Origin of the sequence: Streptomyces sp. H51, assembly GCF_035656535.1 — a bacterium.
GTDB lineage: Bacteria > Actinomycetota > Actinomycetes > Streptomycetales > Streptomycetaceae > Streptomyces.
Window position 1 is genome coordinate 1 of sequence record NZ_JAYMHD010000027.1, and the last position, 13,378, is coordinate 13,378.

Below are 13,378 nucleotides of genomic sequence, written 5' to 3' on the forward strand. Positions count from 1 at the left end.
TCGGGGGTTCGGGAGGTGCCGGGGTTGACGCGCCAACCGCTGCGGGCGAACACCCCCGCCCCGTCCCCTTCCCGCCGTACGCGGGTGCGGGTCCCGCGACGGCCCGTGTGCGCTTCACCGCCGTGCGCGGCCTCGGGTTGCGCGAGATCCCGTACGCGCCTCCCGCCGACGGCGGGCGCTGGTGCTTCACCGGTGTGGGTGGCGGGGTGGTTCGGGGGGCGCTTCAGTAGTTCACGTGGACTTCATCCGGTGGGGTGGGTGAGCGTGGAGTGGGCAGCTTTTGACGTGTGCATGCTTTCTGGGCACCGCCAATTCCTGTCCCCCTCCGGGAGGTAGATGTGTCCGGCAGTTTCCTGTTCCGACGCAGCCGCGCCGCGCTCGCGTCGTTCGGCCTCACCGCGGCGGCCGCCGGTGTGTGGGCCGGTCTCGGCGGGTCGTCGTCCGCCGCGACCGGCGTGCCGGCCCCGGACCACGTCGTGGTCGTGGTCTTCGAGAACCACGCCTACAGCCAGGTGATCGGCTCCTCCAGCGCCCCGTACATCAACTCGCTGAAGTCCGGCGGCGCCAATCTCACCCAGGCGTACGCCGAGACGCACCCCAGCCAGCCCAACTACTACGCGATGTTCTCGGGCTCCACCCAGGGCGTGACGGACGACAGCTGCGTCACGCCGGGCTTCTCGTCGGCCGCCAACCTGGCCTCCGAGGTGATCGCCGCGGGCGGTACCTGGGCCAGTTACAACGAGTCGCTGCCGAGCCAGGGCTCGACCACGTGCAGCAGCGGGAAGTACGCCCAGAAGCACAACCCGTGGTTCGGCTTCAGCAACGTGCCGACGTCGAGTGCCAAGACGCTGGCGCAGTTCCCGACCGACTACTCGACGCTGCCCGACGTGTCGTACGTGATCCCGAACCTGTGCAGCGACATGCACGACTGCTCGGTGTCGACCGGTGACACCTGGCTGAAGAACAACCTGGGCGCCTATGCCACCTGGGCCAAGACGCACAACAGCCTCCTGGTCGTCACCTTCGACGAGGACAACCGGCTCAGCGGCAACCGCATCCCGACGGTGCTGTACGGGCAGCCGGTGGCCGCGGGATCGTCGACCTCCACGACGTACAACCACTACGACCTGCTGCGGACGCTGGAGGACTCGCAGGGGCTGAGCAGCCATGCGGGCAACGCGGCCTCCGCCCAGGACATCACGGGCATCTGGGCGCCCTGACATGTACGTAGCGGACAGCCGCGCGACGCCGGCGTCCGCGGACGGCGCCGTCCGGCCCCCGGCCGGGCGGCGCGTCGCGGTCGCCCCCACGGTCCTCGCGCTCGGCACGGTCAGCCTGATCACCGACGTGTCGTCGGAGATGGTGACGGCGGTGCTGCCGCTGTACCTGGTGGCCGGGCTGGGCCTGTCGCCGTTGGGCTTCGGGCTGCTGGACGGCGTCTACAACGGCTTCTCGGCGCTGGTCCGGCTGGCCGGGGGCCACCTGGCCGACCGGGGCGGGGGCCGGCACAAGTGGGTGGCCGGGGTCGGGTACGGGGTCTCGGCCGTGTGCAAGCCGCTGTTGCTGGTGGCGCATTCGCTGACGCCGATCGGGCTGGTGCTGGCCGCCGACCGCACCGGCAAGGGGCTGCGCACCGCCCCGCGCGACGCCCTGATCTCGTTGTCGTCCACGCCGCAGGCGCGGGGGCGGGCCTTCGGCGTGCACCGGGCCATGGACACGGCGGGCGCGCTGCTGGGGCCGCTGGCGGCGTTCTGGATCCTGCGGGCCACGGTGGACGGCTACGACGCCGTCTTCACGGTGAGCTTCTGCGTCGCCGCGGTGGGCGTGCTGGTGCTGGTGTTGTTCGTGCCGGGCGGGTCGCGGTCGGGGGCGGTGTCCGAGCGGCCCACGCTACGGGCGGCGGTGGCGCTGCTGCGGCGGCGCGAACTGCGGCGGCTCACGGTGTGCGCGGTGCTGCTGGGGCTGGCGACGGTCAGCGACTCGTTCGTCTATCTGCTGTTGCAGCGCCGTACGGGGGTCGCCGACCGGTGGTTCGCGCTGCTGCCGCTGGGGACGGCCGCCGCGTTCCTGCTGCTCGCGGTGGTGCTGGGCCGGCTGGCGGACCGGGTGGGGAGGTGGCGGGTGTTCCTGGGCGGCCACGGGGCGCTGCTGCTGGCGTACGGGCTGCTGCTCACGTCGTGGCACGGCGCCGCGATGCCGTACGCCGTCCTGGCACTGCTCGGCGGTTTCTACGCCGCGACCGACGGCGTGCTGATGGCGGCGGCGTCGGACGGGGTTCCGGAGGAGTTGCGCTCGTCGGGGCTGGCGGTGGTGCAGACCGGGCAGGCGCTCGCCCGGTTCGCGTGCTCGCTGGGCTTCGGCGCGGCCTGGACGCTGTGGGGCGACCGTACGGCGCTGCTGGCGTCGACGGCGGCGCTGGCGGGGTGCGCGGCGGTGTCCGCGCTCGTGCTGAGGAAGGGCTCTGCTTCATGACCGTTCGTCACCGAGTCGTCGTCCTGCTGTCGGCCGTGGTGGTGCTGGCGGCGGTCGCGGTGGCGTCCGTGCTGCACGCGTCGGCGCGGGCGGAGCGCCGGGACCAGGCACGGCCGGGCGGGCCACGGGTGGCCTCCGGGCGGGTCGTCCTGACCGCGCCGGGCCGGCTGGTGTTCCGCAACATGGCCTGGGGTCCGCACCGCGACGAGCTGACCACGGTGGCGGCCTCGGATCCGTCCGGGCCCCGGGTCGCCTCGGGCGTGAAGTGCCTGCGCCTGCACGCCGCCGCGGGCACGGGCGTGTGCCTGCAAGCGGTGCACGGCGCGGTCTCCGACACCTACCGGGCGCTCGTCCTGGACGCGCGCCTGCGGGTGAGGGCCCGTTACGACGTCCCCGGCATCCCCTCCCGCGCCCGGGTCTCCCCGACCGGCCACCTGGCCACGTGGACCGCGTTCGTCGGCGGCGACTCGTACGCGGGGACGGACTTCTCGACGCGGGCGGCGATCGTGGACGTGCGCACGGGGAAGCTGATCCCGTCGCTGGAGGCGTTCCGGATCGTGAAGGACGGGCACCGCTACCGCTCGTCCGACGTGAACTTCTGGGGCGTGACCTTCGCCGCGGACGACCGCACGTTCTACGCGACGCTGGCGACGAAGGGGCGCACCTACCTGGTCCGCGGCGACCTGCGCACCCGCACGGTCACCTCCCTGCGCGCGAACGTCGAATGCCCGTCCCTCTCCCCCGACGGCACCCGCGTCGCGTTCAAGAAGCGGGTCCCGGGCCTGCCCGAGGACGCACCGTGGCGCCTGTACGTCCTCGACCTGCGCACGATGCGCGAAACGCCGCTGGCGGAGCCCCGCAGCGTCGACGACCAGGCCCTCTGGCACAACACGGACACCCTGGTCTACGCCCTGCCGGGCGACTACGGAGCCGACCTGTACGAGGTCCCGGCGGACGGCACGGGAAAGCCCCGGCGCATCAGCACGGCGGCGGTTTCCCCGGCCTACCCGTAGCGAAGCGTGGACCTCACGAACGCTCGCCGGCGGACAGGCGTCGCTTCAGTATCCAGTTCGACATCAGGGCAAGCAGCGCAAGGACTCCGGGCCAACTGCCATAACTTCTGGCCGCGAGTATGTTCACGCCCACGATCAGCAAGGCGGCGAAAACGCACACCGAGATCATCGTGAGCCGAGAGCATTTCCGCTCACGCCATCGTCCGATCGTGATCACAGCGACCACGAGCGCTGCGATCTGACCCATGACTATGGGTATCGCCCATGGCCATCGCCACAAGAAAGGTATGTCAAGCACCCGTCCGGCCTCTGACGGGTACCGGCTCCAAGCGGTCGGACGAAACGGGCGATCGATGCCGCATCTGATCTGCGTCAGGAAAGACATCGGGCTCGATATGTCCCGGTATCCCGCATTCACCTTCAGTCGCGCCCGGGACGCCGACGCGACGGTGCTCGCCAGGTCTCGCGCCGGGCACGCCTTCCCGTCGAAGACCTTGGACCGCGAGCCGTCGATTCCATGGATGTACACGACACCTTGCGGTGGCATGCTGCCCTCGGCGGTTTGACTCCCGGGGTGGTAGTCAAATTGGACTTCGGCGATGCTCGAGTACTTCCAGGTCTCCTCCGCGTCACTGCCCACCGGCCGTTCGCGCGTGACCTTCAGTTCACCTCGGACACCACTCGCGGTGACGACGGTGGTCTGATGTCTGAAAAGCGTGTTCGCGGCAACCGCCCAGCCCATGACCCCCAGCACCGCGACGATGAGCGAAGAAAGGCAAATCCATCCGGCCCCCGCGAGCAATCTCTTCTCCCGCACGGCATCCGCGATTTCCTCGAGCGCGGCAGCCACGGTCGCGGACAGGGCGGCAACGAGGATGACACCGATGACAGCCACAAGTACGACTACGAGTGCCACGCCGACCGCTGTGGTGCCCGTACGCACCGTGAGATCTCCGTCGGGTCGGACTTCCCGATGAGTCGCCGTACAGGCGCTGACGACCACGGTACCCGCGAGGGCAAGCGGGTGCCGCAGCAACCGACACCGGCGTTGCGCAGCCTTCCCGGTCGATCGCTCTCTCCTGCTTCGGGACTTGCCCATACGGTCGAAGCGCCACATCGATACCCGCCAAAAGCGATGACTGCCGCAATTCCGATGGCGTGACCTTCCCGGCCATGTTGCAGCAGTTGCGATGGGCGAGCAAGCGCAGACGGTGGGAGACGCAGAGGTGGGGTCAACGGTTCACGACCGTTGACCCCACCCACTGAGTCGTACGGAAATCCGCTCCGTCCTTGGCTACAGCACCGGCAGCAGGTTCTTCAGTTCGAAGGCCGTGACCTCCGAGCGGTACGCCTCCCATTCCTGGCGCTTGTTGCGGAGGAAGAAGTCGAAGACGTGCTCGCCCAGGGTCTCGGCGACCAGGTCGCTGCGCTCCATCAGGGAGAGGGCCTCGCCGAGGTTCTGCGGGAGGGGCTCGATGCCCATCGCGCGGCGTTCGGCGTCGGAGAGGGCCCAGACGTCGTCCTCGGCGCCCGGCGGGAGCTCGTAGCCCTCCTCGATGCCCTTCAGGCCTGCGGCGAGCAGGACGGCGTACGCCAGGTAGGGGTTGGCGCCGGAGTCCAGGGAGCGGACCTCGACACGCGCGGAGCCGGTCTTGCCGGGCTTGTACATCGGCACGCGGACCAGGGCGGAGCGGTTGTTGTGGCCCCAGCAGATGTAGGAGGGGGCCTCTCCGCCGGCGCCGGCGGTGCGTTCCGAGCCGCCCCAGATGCGCTTGTAGGAGTTCACCCACTGGTTGGTGACCGCGGAGGTCTCCGCCGCGTGCCGCAGCAGGCCCGCGATGAAGGAGCGGCCGACCTTGGAGAGCTGGTACTCGGCGCCCGACTCGTAGAAGGCGTTGCGGTCGCCCTCGAAGAGGGAGAGGTGCGTGTGCATGCCGGAGCCGGGGTGCTCAGAGAACGGCTTCGGCATGAACGTCGCCTGCACGCCCTGCTCCAGCGCCACCTGCTTCATCACCAGGCGGAAGGTCATGAGGTTGTCCGCCGTGGAGAGCGCGTCGGCGTAGCGCAGGTCGATCTCCTGCTGGCCGGGGGCGCCCTCGTGGTGGGAGAACTCCACCGAGATGCCCATCGACTCCAGCATGGTGATCGCCTGGCGGCGGAAGTCCATGCCGATGTTCTGCGGGGTGTGGTCGAAGTAGCCGGAGTTGTCGGCCGGGGTCGGGCGGGAGCCGTCCACCGGCTTGTCCTTCAGCAGGAAGAACTCGATCTCCGGGTGGGTGTAGAAGGTGAAGCCCAGGTCGGAGGTGCGGGCCAGGGCGCGCTTGAGGACGTAGCGCGGGTCCGCGAAGGACGGCGAGCCGTCCGGCATCAGGATGTCGCAGAACATACGGGCGGTGCCGGGGGCCTCGGCGCGCCAGGGCAGGATCTGGAAGGTCGACGGGTCCGGCTTGGCGATCATGTCGGACTCGTAGACCCGGGCGAAGCCCTCGATCGCGGAGCCGTCGAAGCCGATGCCCTCGTCGAAGGCCTGCTCCAGCTCGGCGGGGGCCACGGCCACGGACTTCAGGAAGCCCAGCACGTCAGTGAACCACAGGCGTACGAACCGGATGTCGCGCTCCTCCAACGTCCGGAGCACGAACTCCTGCTGCTTGTCCATCTTCCGCTTCCCCATCCTTGCTGGTCAGGCCGATCGTCTCCCCGCCACGGGAGGCGGTCGGGCACCTGAGCATCCCACCACAACAGCATTTCATGCGCGTTGCCGCCCATGATCGGCCGTCCGACCCCGGCCTGAACGCCTCGCGCACGGCAGGTGTACGGCTGCGATGCCCAACGCCCATCTTGCCTGTTCGCGCCGACATCCGTAATGGCCGGACCTGCGCGTGCGTGAGCGACGCCACGTGCCCTTAATTTGCATCTCAAATGCAAGTTTTACTAGCGTGATCGATCAGTTGAGACCCGAGGAGCCACCATGCTGTCCGAACAGTCCGCCGCCACCGTCCGCGCCACCCTCCCCGCCGTGGGCGCGCACCTCGGCGAGATCACCGAGCGCTTCTACGCCGGCATGTTCGCCGCCCGGCCCGAACTGCTGCGCGACCTCTTCAACCGCGGCAACCAGGCGGCCGGCACCCAGCGCCAGGCGCTGGCCGGTTCGATCGCCGCCTTCGCGACGCACCTGCTGGACCACCCGGACCGCCGCCCGGACGTGATGCTGTCCCGCATCGCCCACAAGCACGCCTCGCTCGGCGTCACGCCGGACCAGTACGCGATCGTCCACGAGCACCTGTTCGCCGCCATCGCCGGCGTGCTCGGCGAGGCCGTCACGCCCGAGGTGGCCGCCGCCTGGGACGAGGTCTACTGGCTGATGGCGAACGCGCTGGTCGCGATCGAGAAGCGGCTGTACGAGGAGGCCGGCGACCCCGGCTGGCGGCAGTGGGAGGTCGTCGAGCGCGCGACCGAGACCGACGACGTCGTTACCTTCCGGCTGCGCCCGGTGGACGGCGGTCCGGTGCCCGGCTTCCGGGCGGGCCAGTACGTCTCGGTACGCGTCGAGCTGCCGGACGGCGCCCGCCAGATACGCCAGTACAGCCTCACCGGGGCGCCCGGCTCGGCGGAGCGGCAGATCACCGTCAAGCGGGTGAACGGGGACGGCTCGGCGCCCGACGGCGAGGTCTCCCACCACCTCCACACGCACGCGCGCGCGGGCAGCGTCCTGGAACTGTCCGCCCCCTACGGCGACCTCGTGCTGGACGGCGCCGCGGACACCCCCCTGCTGCTGGCGTCCGCCGGCATCGGCGTGACCCCGATCGTCGCGATGCTGGCCCAGCTCGCGGAGACCGGCCACCGCGCCCCGGTCACCGTCGTGCACGGCGACCGCTCCCCCGCCGCCCACGCCCTGCGCGCCGACCACCTCGCCTACGCGGGCAAGCTCCCGGAGGGGTCGGTCCACTTCTGGTACGAGGCGGACGCCGGCGAGTCCGGCCGCACCGGCCTGGTCGACCTCGCGGGCGTGGACGTGCCGGCCGGCACCCGCGCGTACCTGTGCGGCCCGCTGCCCTTCATGCGCACGGTGCGCGCCCAGCTGATCGAGAAGGGCGTGGCACCGGCCGACATCCACTACGAGGTGTTCGGGCCGGACCTGTGGCTGGCGCAGGAGGGCCAGGCGTAAAGGGGACATCCGCCGGTTCAGGGAGCCGCCCTGCCGATCTGCAGCAGCATCGGGCCGGCGGGGGCGGCGACCATGTCGGCGACGGTGAGCGGGTCCAGTGAGGCGAAGAACGCCTCCTGGGCCCGCCGCAGCGCGCCGCGCAGCCGGCAGTCGGAGCTCAGCGGGCAGGGCGTGGCGCCTTCGCACTCGACGACCTCGGTGACGCCCTCGAAGGTGCGCATCACACCCCCCACGGACGCCGTGCGGCCCTTCTCGGTGAGCGCGAGCCCGCCGCCCCGGCCGCGGCGGGCGTGGACCAGGCCCATGCGCTGCAATTCGGCCACGACCTTCGCGACGTGCGTGTAAGGAGCCGACACCGTGGACGCGACGTCCCGGGTGGTGGGGATCGCGGTGGCATCCGCCACGGCCAGCTGCATGAGCACACGCAGGGCCAGGTCGGTGGATCGCAACAGCCGCATGGCAGCAGGGTAGGTAATACGCATCGGCGATACAAATTTTCCGGGGATCCGCTCGGCCCCGTACCGATCCGGACTTTCCCCGGCGCCGTCTGCCCGCCGCCCGGTGTGCCCATTACGATCAGCGGACCGGACCGGTCCCCTTTTCCCAGAAGGACACACCTCATGGGCTCCGCCAACAAGGCCACCAGCGCGGCACGCAAGGCACGCATAGAGGAGATGCGGCGCGCGGAACGGGCTCGCGAGCGGCGAAACCGGATGCTCGTCGTCGCGGCCAGTGCGGTGGCCGTGGCCGGTCTCGTCGTCGGCGGGGTCTTCGTCGTCCGTGCGCAGTCGGACGACTCCGGCGGGGCGTCGTCCGACGCGAAGGGTTCGGGCGACTCCGGTCGTTTCGTGACCGGCGAGGGCGGCGTGCGCACCTGGTCGGGCAAGCTCGCCCGGACGCACGTCGGCACGTCGGTGACCTACCCCATGCACCCCCCGGTGGGCGGCAACCACAACCCGGTGTGGCTCAACTGCAACGGCGACGTCTACACCGAGCCGGTGCAGGACGTGAACGCCGTGCACTCGCTGGAGCACGGCGCGGTGTGGGTGACGTACACCGACAAGGCGGCCAAGAGCGATGTCGCCGCGCTCGCGGCGAAGGTGAAGAAGACGCCCTACACCCTGATGAGTCCGTACGCGAAGCAGGCGGCGCCGCTGATGCTGTCGGCGTGGGGTCACCAGCTCACCGTCAAGAGCGCCGACGACCCGGCGGTGGACAAGTTCTTCGCCACCTACGTGCAGGGCAAGCAGACGCCGGAGCCGGGTGCCTCGTGCACCGGCGGGAGGATGAAGTGAGGCACGTCGGCTGGATCGCGGGGGCCGCCGCGGCGGCGCTCGTCGCGGCCGGTGCGATCACGTACGCGGTCGCGGAGGACGACGGCGGCGGCAAGGTGCCGGCCGCCGACTCCGCGGACGCCGGTTTCGCGCGGGACATGGCGGTCCATCACCAGCAGGCCGTGGAGATGTCGTACATCGTGCGCGACCGCACCGAGGACACGGAGGTGCGGCGGCTCGCCTACGACATCGCGCAGACGCAGGCCAACCAGCGCGGCATGCTGCTGGGCTGGCTGGACCTGTGGGGGCTGCCGAAGGTGTCGGCCGACGCGCCGATGACCTGGATGGGCATGGGTGACATGACCTCCGGCTCCGGCTCCGGCTCCGGCTCCGGCTCCGGCTCCGGCTCCGGCTCCGGCTCCGGCTCCGGTGAGGACGGTGCGCTGATGCCGGGCATGGCGACCGACACCGAGATGAAGAAGCTCGGCACGCTCAGCGGCAGGCAGGCGGAGGTCTACTACCTGCGGTTGATGACGGACCACCACAAGGGCGGCGTCCACATGGCGGAGGGCTGCGCGGCCAAGTGCACGGTCGGCGTGGAGAAGCGGCTGGCCCAGGGCATGGTCGAGGCGCAGCAGTCGGAGATCGCCCTCATGGCGGACATGCTCGAGGAGCGGGGCGCGAAGCCCAGGCCGTAGGGGTGTCGGCGGCACCCCCGGGGGCTGGGTCCGACCCGCGAGAAGGCCCCTCGGCTGCATCCCGCGTGGCGTCTCCCGGGGCGGGGCTGCGGAGTCGTCGGCGACGGGAGCCCGCGACGGGCGGAGGTCTCCACCGGTCGCAGGCCGGGCGCGGCGGACCCGGTCGTCGCGTGCCGGAACCGTTCAGCGCGCCGACGTGCTGCCGGACGGCGGGTCCTGACGCTCCTCTCCCGCCTGCCCGGCCGCCGCGTTCTCCAGGTCGTCGATGCTGCCGGACATGATCGTGCGGATGTGTTCGGTGATGTGCCCGAGCGGCCAGTCCCACCATGCCAGGGCCAGGAGGCGGTCGATGTCGGCATCGCTGTAGCGGCGGCGGATGAGGCGGGCGGGATTACCGCCGACGATGCCGTAGTCGGGGACGTCGTCGACGACGACGGAGCAGGAGGCGATGACCGCTCCGTGGCCGATGCGGACGCCGGGCATCACCGTGGCCCGGTGACCGAGCCAGACGTCATGGCCCACCACGGTATCCCCCCGTCCGGGCAGGCCGGTGACGAGGTCGAAGTGCTCGGCCCAGGACCCGCCCATGATCGGGAAGGGGAACGTCGACGGGCCGTCCATGCGGTGGTTGGCGCCGTTCATGATGAAGCGCACGCCCTCGCCCAGCGCGCAGTACTTCCCGATGACGAGCTTCTCCGGCCCGTAGTGGTACAGCACGTTGCGCGTCTCGAAGGCGGTCGGATCATCGGGATCGTCGTAGTAGGAGAACTCTCCGACCTCGATCAGCGGCGAGGTGATCAGCGGCTTCAGCAGTGCCAGCCGCGGCTGCCCGGGCATCGGGTGGACCACGGTCGGGTCGGCGGGGATCGGCGGTGTCATGAACTGCTGCCTTTCTGCGGTGATGTCTGTGGATCTGCCGGGACCTCAGGCCCTGGCGGCGGTCCGCGCACGTGCCTGTACGGCCGGCTGGTGCTCCTCCGCATGACACCCGATCCGCGGCTTCCCGGCCGTGCGGCCAGAACCGCCGCCCTCGCCGCAGCCGCCGGCGCCTTCGCCGAGCCCCCGTCAGCGGACGGCGCCCGAGCGCGGCTTCGGCGAAGCGGCGGACGTCTTGGCGGCCGTGAGCGTCATGGTCCTCTCCCGGGGCCCCGAGGTGTCGCTCACCACCGGCATCGTCGCCGCCGACGGAGCGACGCGGCCCTCATGGCCGTTCAGCCGTTGGGTGCGCGTGGTTGCCGGCGCGCAGAACCGCCAGCCCGTCGAGGAGGCGTTCGAGGCCGAAGGCGAAGCGGTCGTCCATGGACGGGGTGGTGAGGTCGCCGGCCAGGGCGACGAGGTTCGGGAACGTCGCTTCGGGCAGTCCGCGCAGTCGGTCGGCCGCCGCCCGGGCGACTTCGGAACGGCTGGCTCCCTCGGTCTCGGACGCCGAGATGGGTGACTGCTCCTGGAGCACGAAGCCCTGGACGAAGGCGCCGAGGAGGTAGTTGGCCAGGGCGGCGTCGGCGTCGGCGAATCCGGCCTCGCGCAGCCGGTCCAACTGGTCCTCCATGAGACGCAGCAGGTTCGGGCCCAGTGCGAGCCGCCCCGCGACGACCTTGGCGGAGTCGCGTTTGCCGAGCAGGTGCCGTCGGTAGCGCAGCGAGTACTCGCGGAGCTGCTCGCGCCAGTCGCCCTGCCTGGGCGGCGGCTCGGCGTCGGCCATGAGCTCGTCGGCGAGCAGGTCCAGCAGTTGTTCCTTGTTGCGGACGTGCCAGTACAGGGAGGCCGCCTTCACTCCCAGTTCGGCGGCGACCTTGCGCATCGACAGGCCGTTGACGCCTTCACGTTCCAGCACGCGCAGGGCCGCCGCGAGGAGCGTCCGGCGGGTCAGTCCCGGCTGTGCGGCACCCTCGGCCGCAGCGCTGTCTCGTGCCACCGGCCACCTCCGTCGAAAAAGCCGGCTTGCAATCTAACACCGTTAGGGGCAGGCTGTCGGCCCTGGATACCGACTAACAGTGTTAGGGAATGTGATGGAGGAGTTGACCTCCCGGCGCAAAGGGCTCGTGCTGGCCGTCCTGTGCGCCACGATGTTCATGGCGATGCTCGACAACGTCATCGTCAACGTCGCCCTGCCCCGCATCGGGCAGCAGTTGCACGCGGGTGTGAGCGGACTGCAGTGGGTGGTCGAGGGGTACAGCCTGGTCTACGCCGCCCTGCTGCTCACCGGCGGCACCCTCGGCGACCGGTACGGCCGCAAGCGGATCTTCCTCACCGGACTGGCGCTGTTCACGGCGGGATCGGCGGCGGCGGCACTGTCCGGGTCGATCGGCCCGCTGATCGCCGCGCGGATGCTGCAAGGGCTCGGCGCGGCGCTGCTCACGCCGGGCAGCCTGTCGATCCTGCGGCACGTCTTCACCGACGAGAGGGAGCGCGCCCGCGCCGTCGGGCTCTGGTCCGGCGTGTCCGCCCTGGGCCTGACGATCGGTCCGGTCCTGGGCGGGCCGGTGGTGGACGCGTTCGGATGGGCCGGCGTGTTCTGGATCAACGTCCCGATCGGAGCGGCCGGGCTGCTGCTCGCCGCCCGGGTGCTCCCGGAGTTCGCGGGCCGGGCCAGGCGAGTGGACCTTCCGGGCCAGATGCTCTCGGTGCTCGGCTTCGGGGCCCTGGTTTACGCCCTCGTCGAAGGACCGGCCCGCGGCTGGACCGACCCGCGCGTCCTGACCTTCGCGGCGGTGGCGGCGGCGGCCCTGTCGGCCTTCGTCGCGGTCGAACTCCGCACCGCCGAGCCCATGCTGGACCTGCGCTTCTTCCGGGACCCGGTGCTCAGCGGAGCCGCGGTGAGCGGATTCATGATCAGCTTCGGCATGTTCGGCGCGTCGTTCTTCCTGCCGTTGCTCATGCAGGACGTGATGGGCTGGACGCCGTCGGGCGCTGGCCTGGCCGGTCTGCCCATGACCGCGATGATCGCCGTCGCCGCGCCGCTGTCCGCCGCCTTCACCGCGCGCCTGGGCCCCCGGATTCCGCTGGTGACCGGGCTGGCGTTGTGCGCGACGGCGCTCGCCGGCCTCTCGTTCCACGGCGAGCACGCCCGCTATCCGGAGTACCTGTGGGTGCTGCTCGCCATGGGAATCGGCATGGGGATGAGCTTCACGCCGGTGTCCGTCGTGGTCATGAAGCGCGTCCCGCTCGCCCAGGCGGGCATGGCCTCCGCGACGCTCAACATGCTGCGCGAGATCGGCGGTGTCGTCGGCGTCGCCGCCCTGGGAGCCGTCCTCAGCAGCCGCCTGGCCGCCACCTTGAGCGGATCGCTCGATCGGCTCGGCGTTCCGCCCGCGACCCGGCACACCATCGCGACCTCGGTCGTCGGCACGGGGGCAGACGGCACCCGGACCCTGCCCGCGCCCGTCCAGGACGCCGTGGACACCGCCTTCGTCGAAGGGCTCCATCTGGCACTGCGCTGCGGCGGCGCGGCCATGGCCGTCGCGGCCGTGCTCGTGGCCGTCCTCCTCCGCCCGGCATCGAGCCGGGCCACCGCACCTGTCGGCGAACCGGCACAGCAGGACGAACCGGCCTACCGGTGAGGAGAGTTACGGGAGGAGAGGAGAGAAGAGGAGAGGAGAGGACAGGCGGGGGCTTCGGGATGCGGACGGGGTGCGGACGGGGTGAACGGCCGCCCGCGCCAGGCGGTTCACTGGACAATGCCCGCCAAATCACCCATTAATCACGTCTCTTGGGCTCTTCTTGGTCTGCGCATTCCCCTGGCATGAACGGTTCGTC

12 protein-coding genes are annotated in these 13,378 nt (G+C 70.9%); 7 read left to right on the top strand and 5 right to left on the bottom strand.

What is annotated here, in order from left to right:
* The first annotated feature begins 338 nt into the window (after window positions 1–338).
* The 3 genes from VKA29_RS08055 to VKA29_RS08065 are packed head-to-tail and all read left to right on the top strand — an operon-like array spanning window position 339 to window position 3,485.
* Complete coding sequence (locus VKA29_RS08055) at window positions 339–1,220, top strand: alkaline phosphatase family protein (RefSeq protein WP_324784536.1); 882 nt, start codon at window positions 339–341, stop codon at window positions 1,218–1,220.
* Window position 1,221: 1 nt separating this feature from the next.
* Window positions 1,222–2,472 carry an MFS transporter gene (locus VKA29_RS08060; protein ID WP_324784537.1) on the top strand — a complete coding sequence of 417 codons (1,251 nt, stop codon included), beginning with the start codon at window positions 1,222–1,224 and terminating at the stop codon, window positions 2,470–2,472.
* Window positions 2,469–3,485 (top strand): TolB-like translocation protein, encoded by a 1,017-nt coding sequence (locus tag VKA29_RS08065; RefSeq protein ID WP_324784538.1) that lies wholly within the window; start codon window positions 2,469–2,471, stop codon window positions 3,483–3,485. Before VKA29_RS08060 ends, VKA29_RS08065 begins: the two co-directional genes overlap by 4 nt.
* Before the next feature lie 13 nt (window positions 3,486–3,498).
* Here VKA29_RS08065 and VKA29_RS08070 read toward each other — a convergent pair whose 3' ends face one another.
* Window positions 3,499–4,401: a hypothetical protein gene (locus VKA29_RS08070; protein WP_324784539.1), complete on the bottom strand. Its 903-nt coding sequence runs from the start codon at window positions 4,399–4,401 to the stop codon at window positions 3,499–3,501.
* Between the two features lie 378 nt (window positions 4,402–4,779).
* On the bottom strand, window positions 4,780–6,141 hold the full coding sequence (gene glnA / locus VKA29_RS08075) for a type I glutamate--ammonia ligase (RefSeq protein ID WP_324784541.1): 1,362 nt from the start codon (window positions 6,139–6,141) through the stop codon (window positions 4,780–4,782).
* 312 nt (window positions 6,142–6,453) lie between these two features.
* Between glnA and VKA29_RS08080 the strand changes: the two genes are divergently transcribed.
* On the top strand, window positions 6,454–7,650 hold the full coding sequence (locus tag VKA29_RS08080; RefSeq protein WP_324784542.1) for a globin domain-containing protein: 1,197 nt from the start codon (window positions 6,454–6,456) through the stop codon (window positions 7,648–7,650).
* A 17-nt stretch (window positions 7,651–7,667) separates the two neighbouring features.
* Here the strand turns inward: VKA29_RS08080 and VKA29_RS08085 are convergent, their stop codons facing one another.
* Window positions 7,668–8,108, bottom strand: a complete 441-nt coding sequence (locus tag VKA29_RS08085; RefSeq protein ID WP_324784543.1) for an Rrf2 family transcriptional regulator — start codon at window positions 8,106–8,108, stop codon at window positions 7,668–7,670.
* Between the two features lie 162 nt (window positions 8,109–8,270).
* Here VKA29_RS08085 and VKA29_RS08090 point away from each other — a divergent pair, with 162 nt between their 5' ends.
* Together VKA29_RS08090 and VKA29_RS08095 are read left to right on the top strand one after the other, a co-directional pair.
* Complete coding sequence (locus VKA29_RS08090; RefSeq protein ID WP_324784545.1) at window positions 8,271–8,945, top strand: DUF3105 domain-containing protein; 675 nt, start codon at window positions 8,271–8,273, stop codon at window positions 8,943–8,945.
* Window positions 8,942–9,622, top strand: a complete 681-nt coding sequence (locus VKA29_RS08095) for a DUF305 domain-containing protein (protein WP_324784547.1) — start codon at window positions 8,942–8,944, stop codon at window positions 9,620–9,622. The genes VKA29_RS08090 and VKA29_RS08095 overlap by 4 nt, the downstream gene beginning before the upstream one ends.
* A gap of 183 nt (window positions 9,623–9,805) precedes the next feature.
* Here the strand turns inward: VKA29_RS08095 and VKA29_RS08100 are convergent, their stop codons facing one another.
* Together VKA29_RS08100 and VKA29_RS08105 are read right to left on the bottom strand one after the other, a co-directional pair.
* Window positions 9,806–10,501: a CatB-related O-acetyltransferase gene (locus tag VKA29_RS08100; protein WP_324784548.1), complete on the bottom strand. Its 696-nt coding sequence runs from the start codon at window positions 10,499–10,501 to the stop codon at window positions 9,806–9,808.
* A gap of 322 nt (window positions 10,502–10,823) precedes the next feature.
* Complete coding sequence (locus tag VKA29_RS08105) at window positions 10,824–11,537, bottom strand: TetR/AcrR family transcriptional regulator (protein ID WP_324784549.1); 714 nt, start codon at window positions 11,535–11,537, stop codon at window positions 10,824–10,826.
* Between the two features lie 94 nt (window positions 11,538–11,631).
* Here VKA29_RS08105 and VKA29_RS08110 point away from each other — a divergent pair, with 94 nt between their 5' ends.
* A complete protein-coding gene (locus VKA29_RS08110) occupies window positions 11,632–13,182 on the top strand; it encodes an MFS transporter (protein WP_324784550.1) in 1,551 nt (516 codons plus the stop codon).
* The last annotated feature ends 196 nt before the right edge of the window (window positions 13,183–13,378 follow it).

Excerpts from the sequence above, each read along its gene's own strand:
- glnA (WP_324784541.1), bottom strand. The coding sequence starts at position 6,141 with ATGGACAAGCAGCAGGAGTTCGTGCTCCGGACGTTGGAGGAGCGCGAC.
- VKA29_RS08100 (WP_324784548.1), bottom strand. The coding sequence starts at position 10,501 with ATGACACCGCCGATCCCCGCCGACCCGACCGTGGTCCACCCGATGCCC.
- VKA29_RS08060 (WP_324784537.1), top strand. The coding sequence starts at position 1,222 with ATGTACGTAGCGGACAGCCGCGCGACGCCGGCGTCCGCGGACGGCGCC.
- VKA29_RS08065 (WP_324784538.1), top strand. The coding sequence starts at position 2,469 with ATGACCGTTCGTCACCGAGTCGTCGTCCTGCTGTCGGCCGTGGTGGTG.
- VKA29_RS08085 (WP_324784543.1), bottom strand. The coding sequence starts at position 8,108 with ATGCGGCTGTTGCGATCCACCGACCTGGCCCTGCGTGTGCTCATGCAG.
- VKA29_RS08110 (WP_324784550.1), top strand. The coding sequence starts at position 11,632 with ATGGAGGAGTTGACCTCCCGGCGCAAAGGGCTCGTGCTGGCCGTCCTG.
- VKA29_RS08090 (WP_324784545.1), top strand. The coding sequence starts at position 8,271 with ATGGGCTCCGCCAACAAGGCCACCAGCGCGGCACGCAAGGCACGCATA.
- VKA29_RS08080 (WP_324784542.1), top strand. The coding sequence starts at position 6,454 with ATGCTGTCCGAACAGTCCGCCGCCACCGTCCGCGCCACCCTCCCCGCC.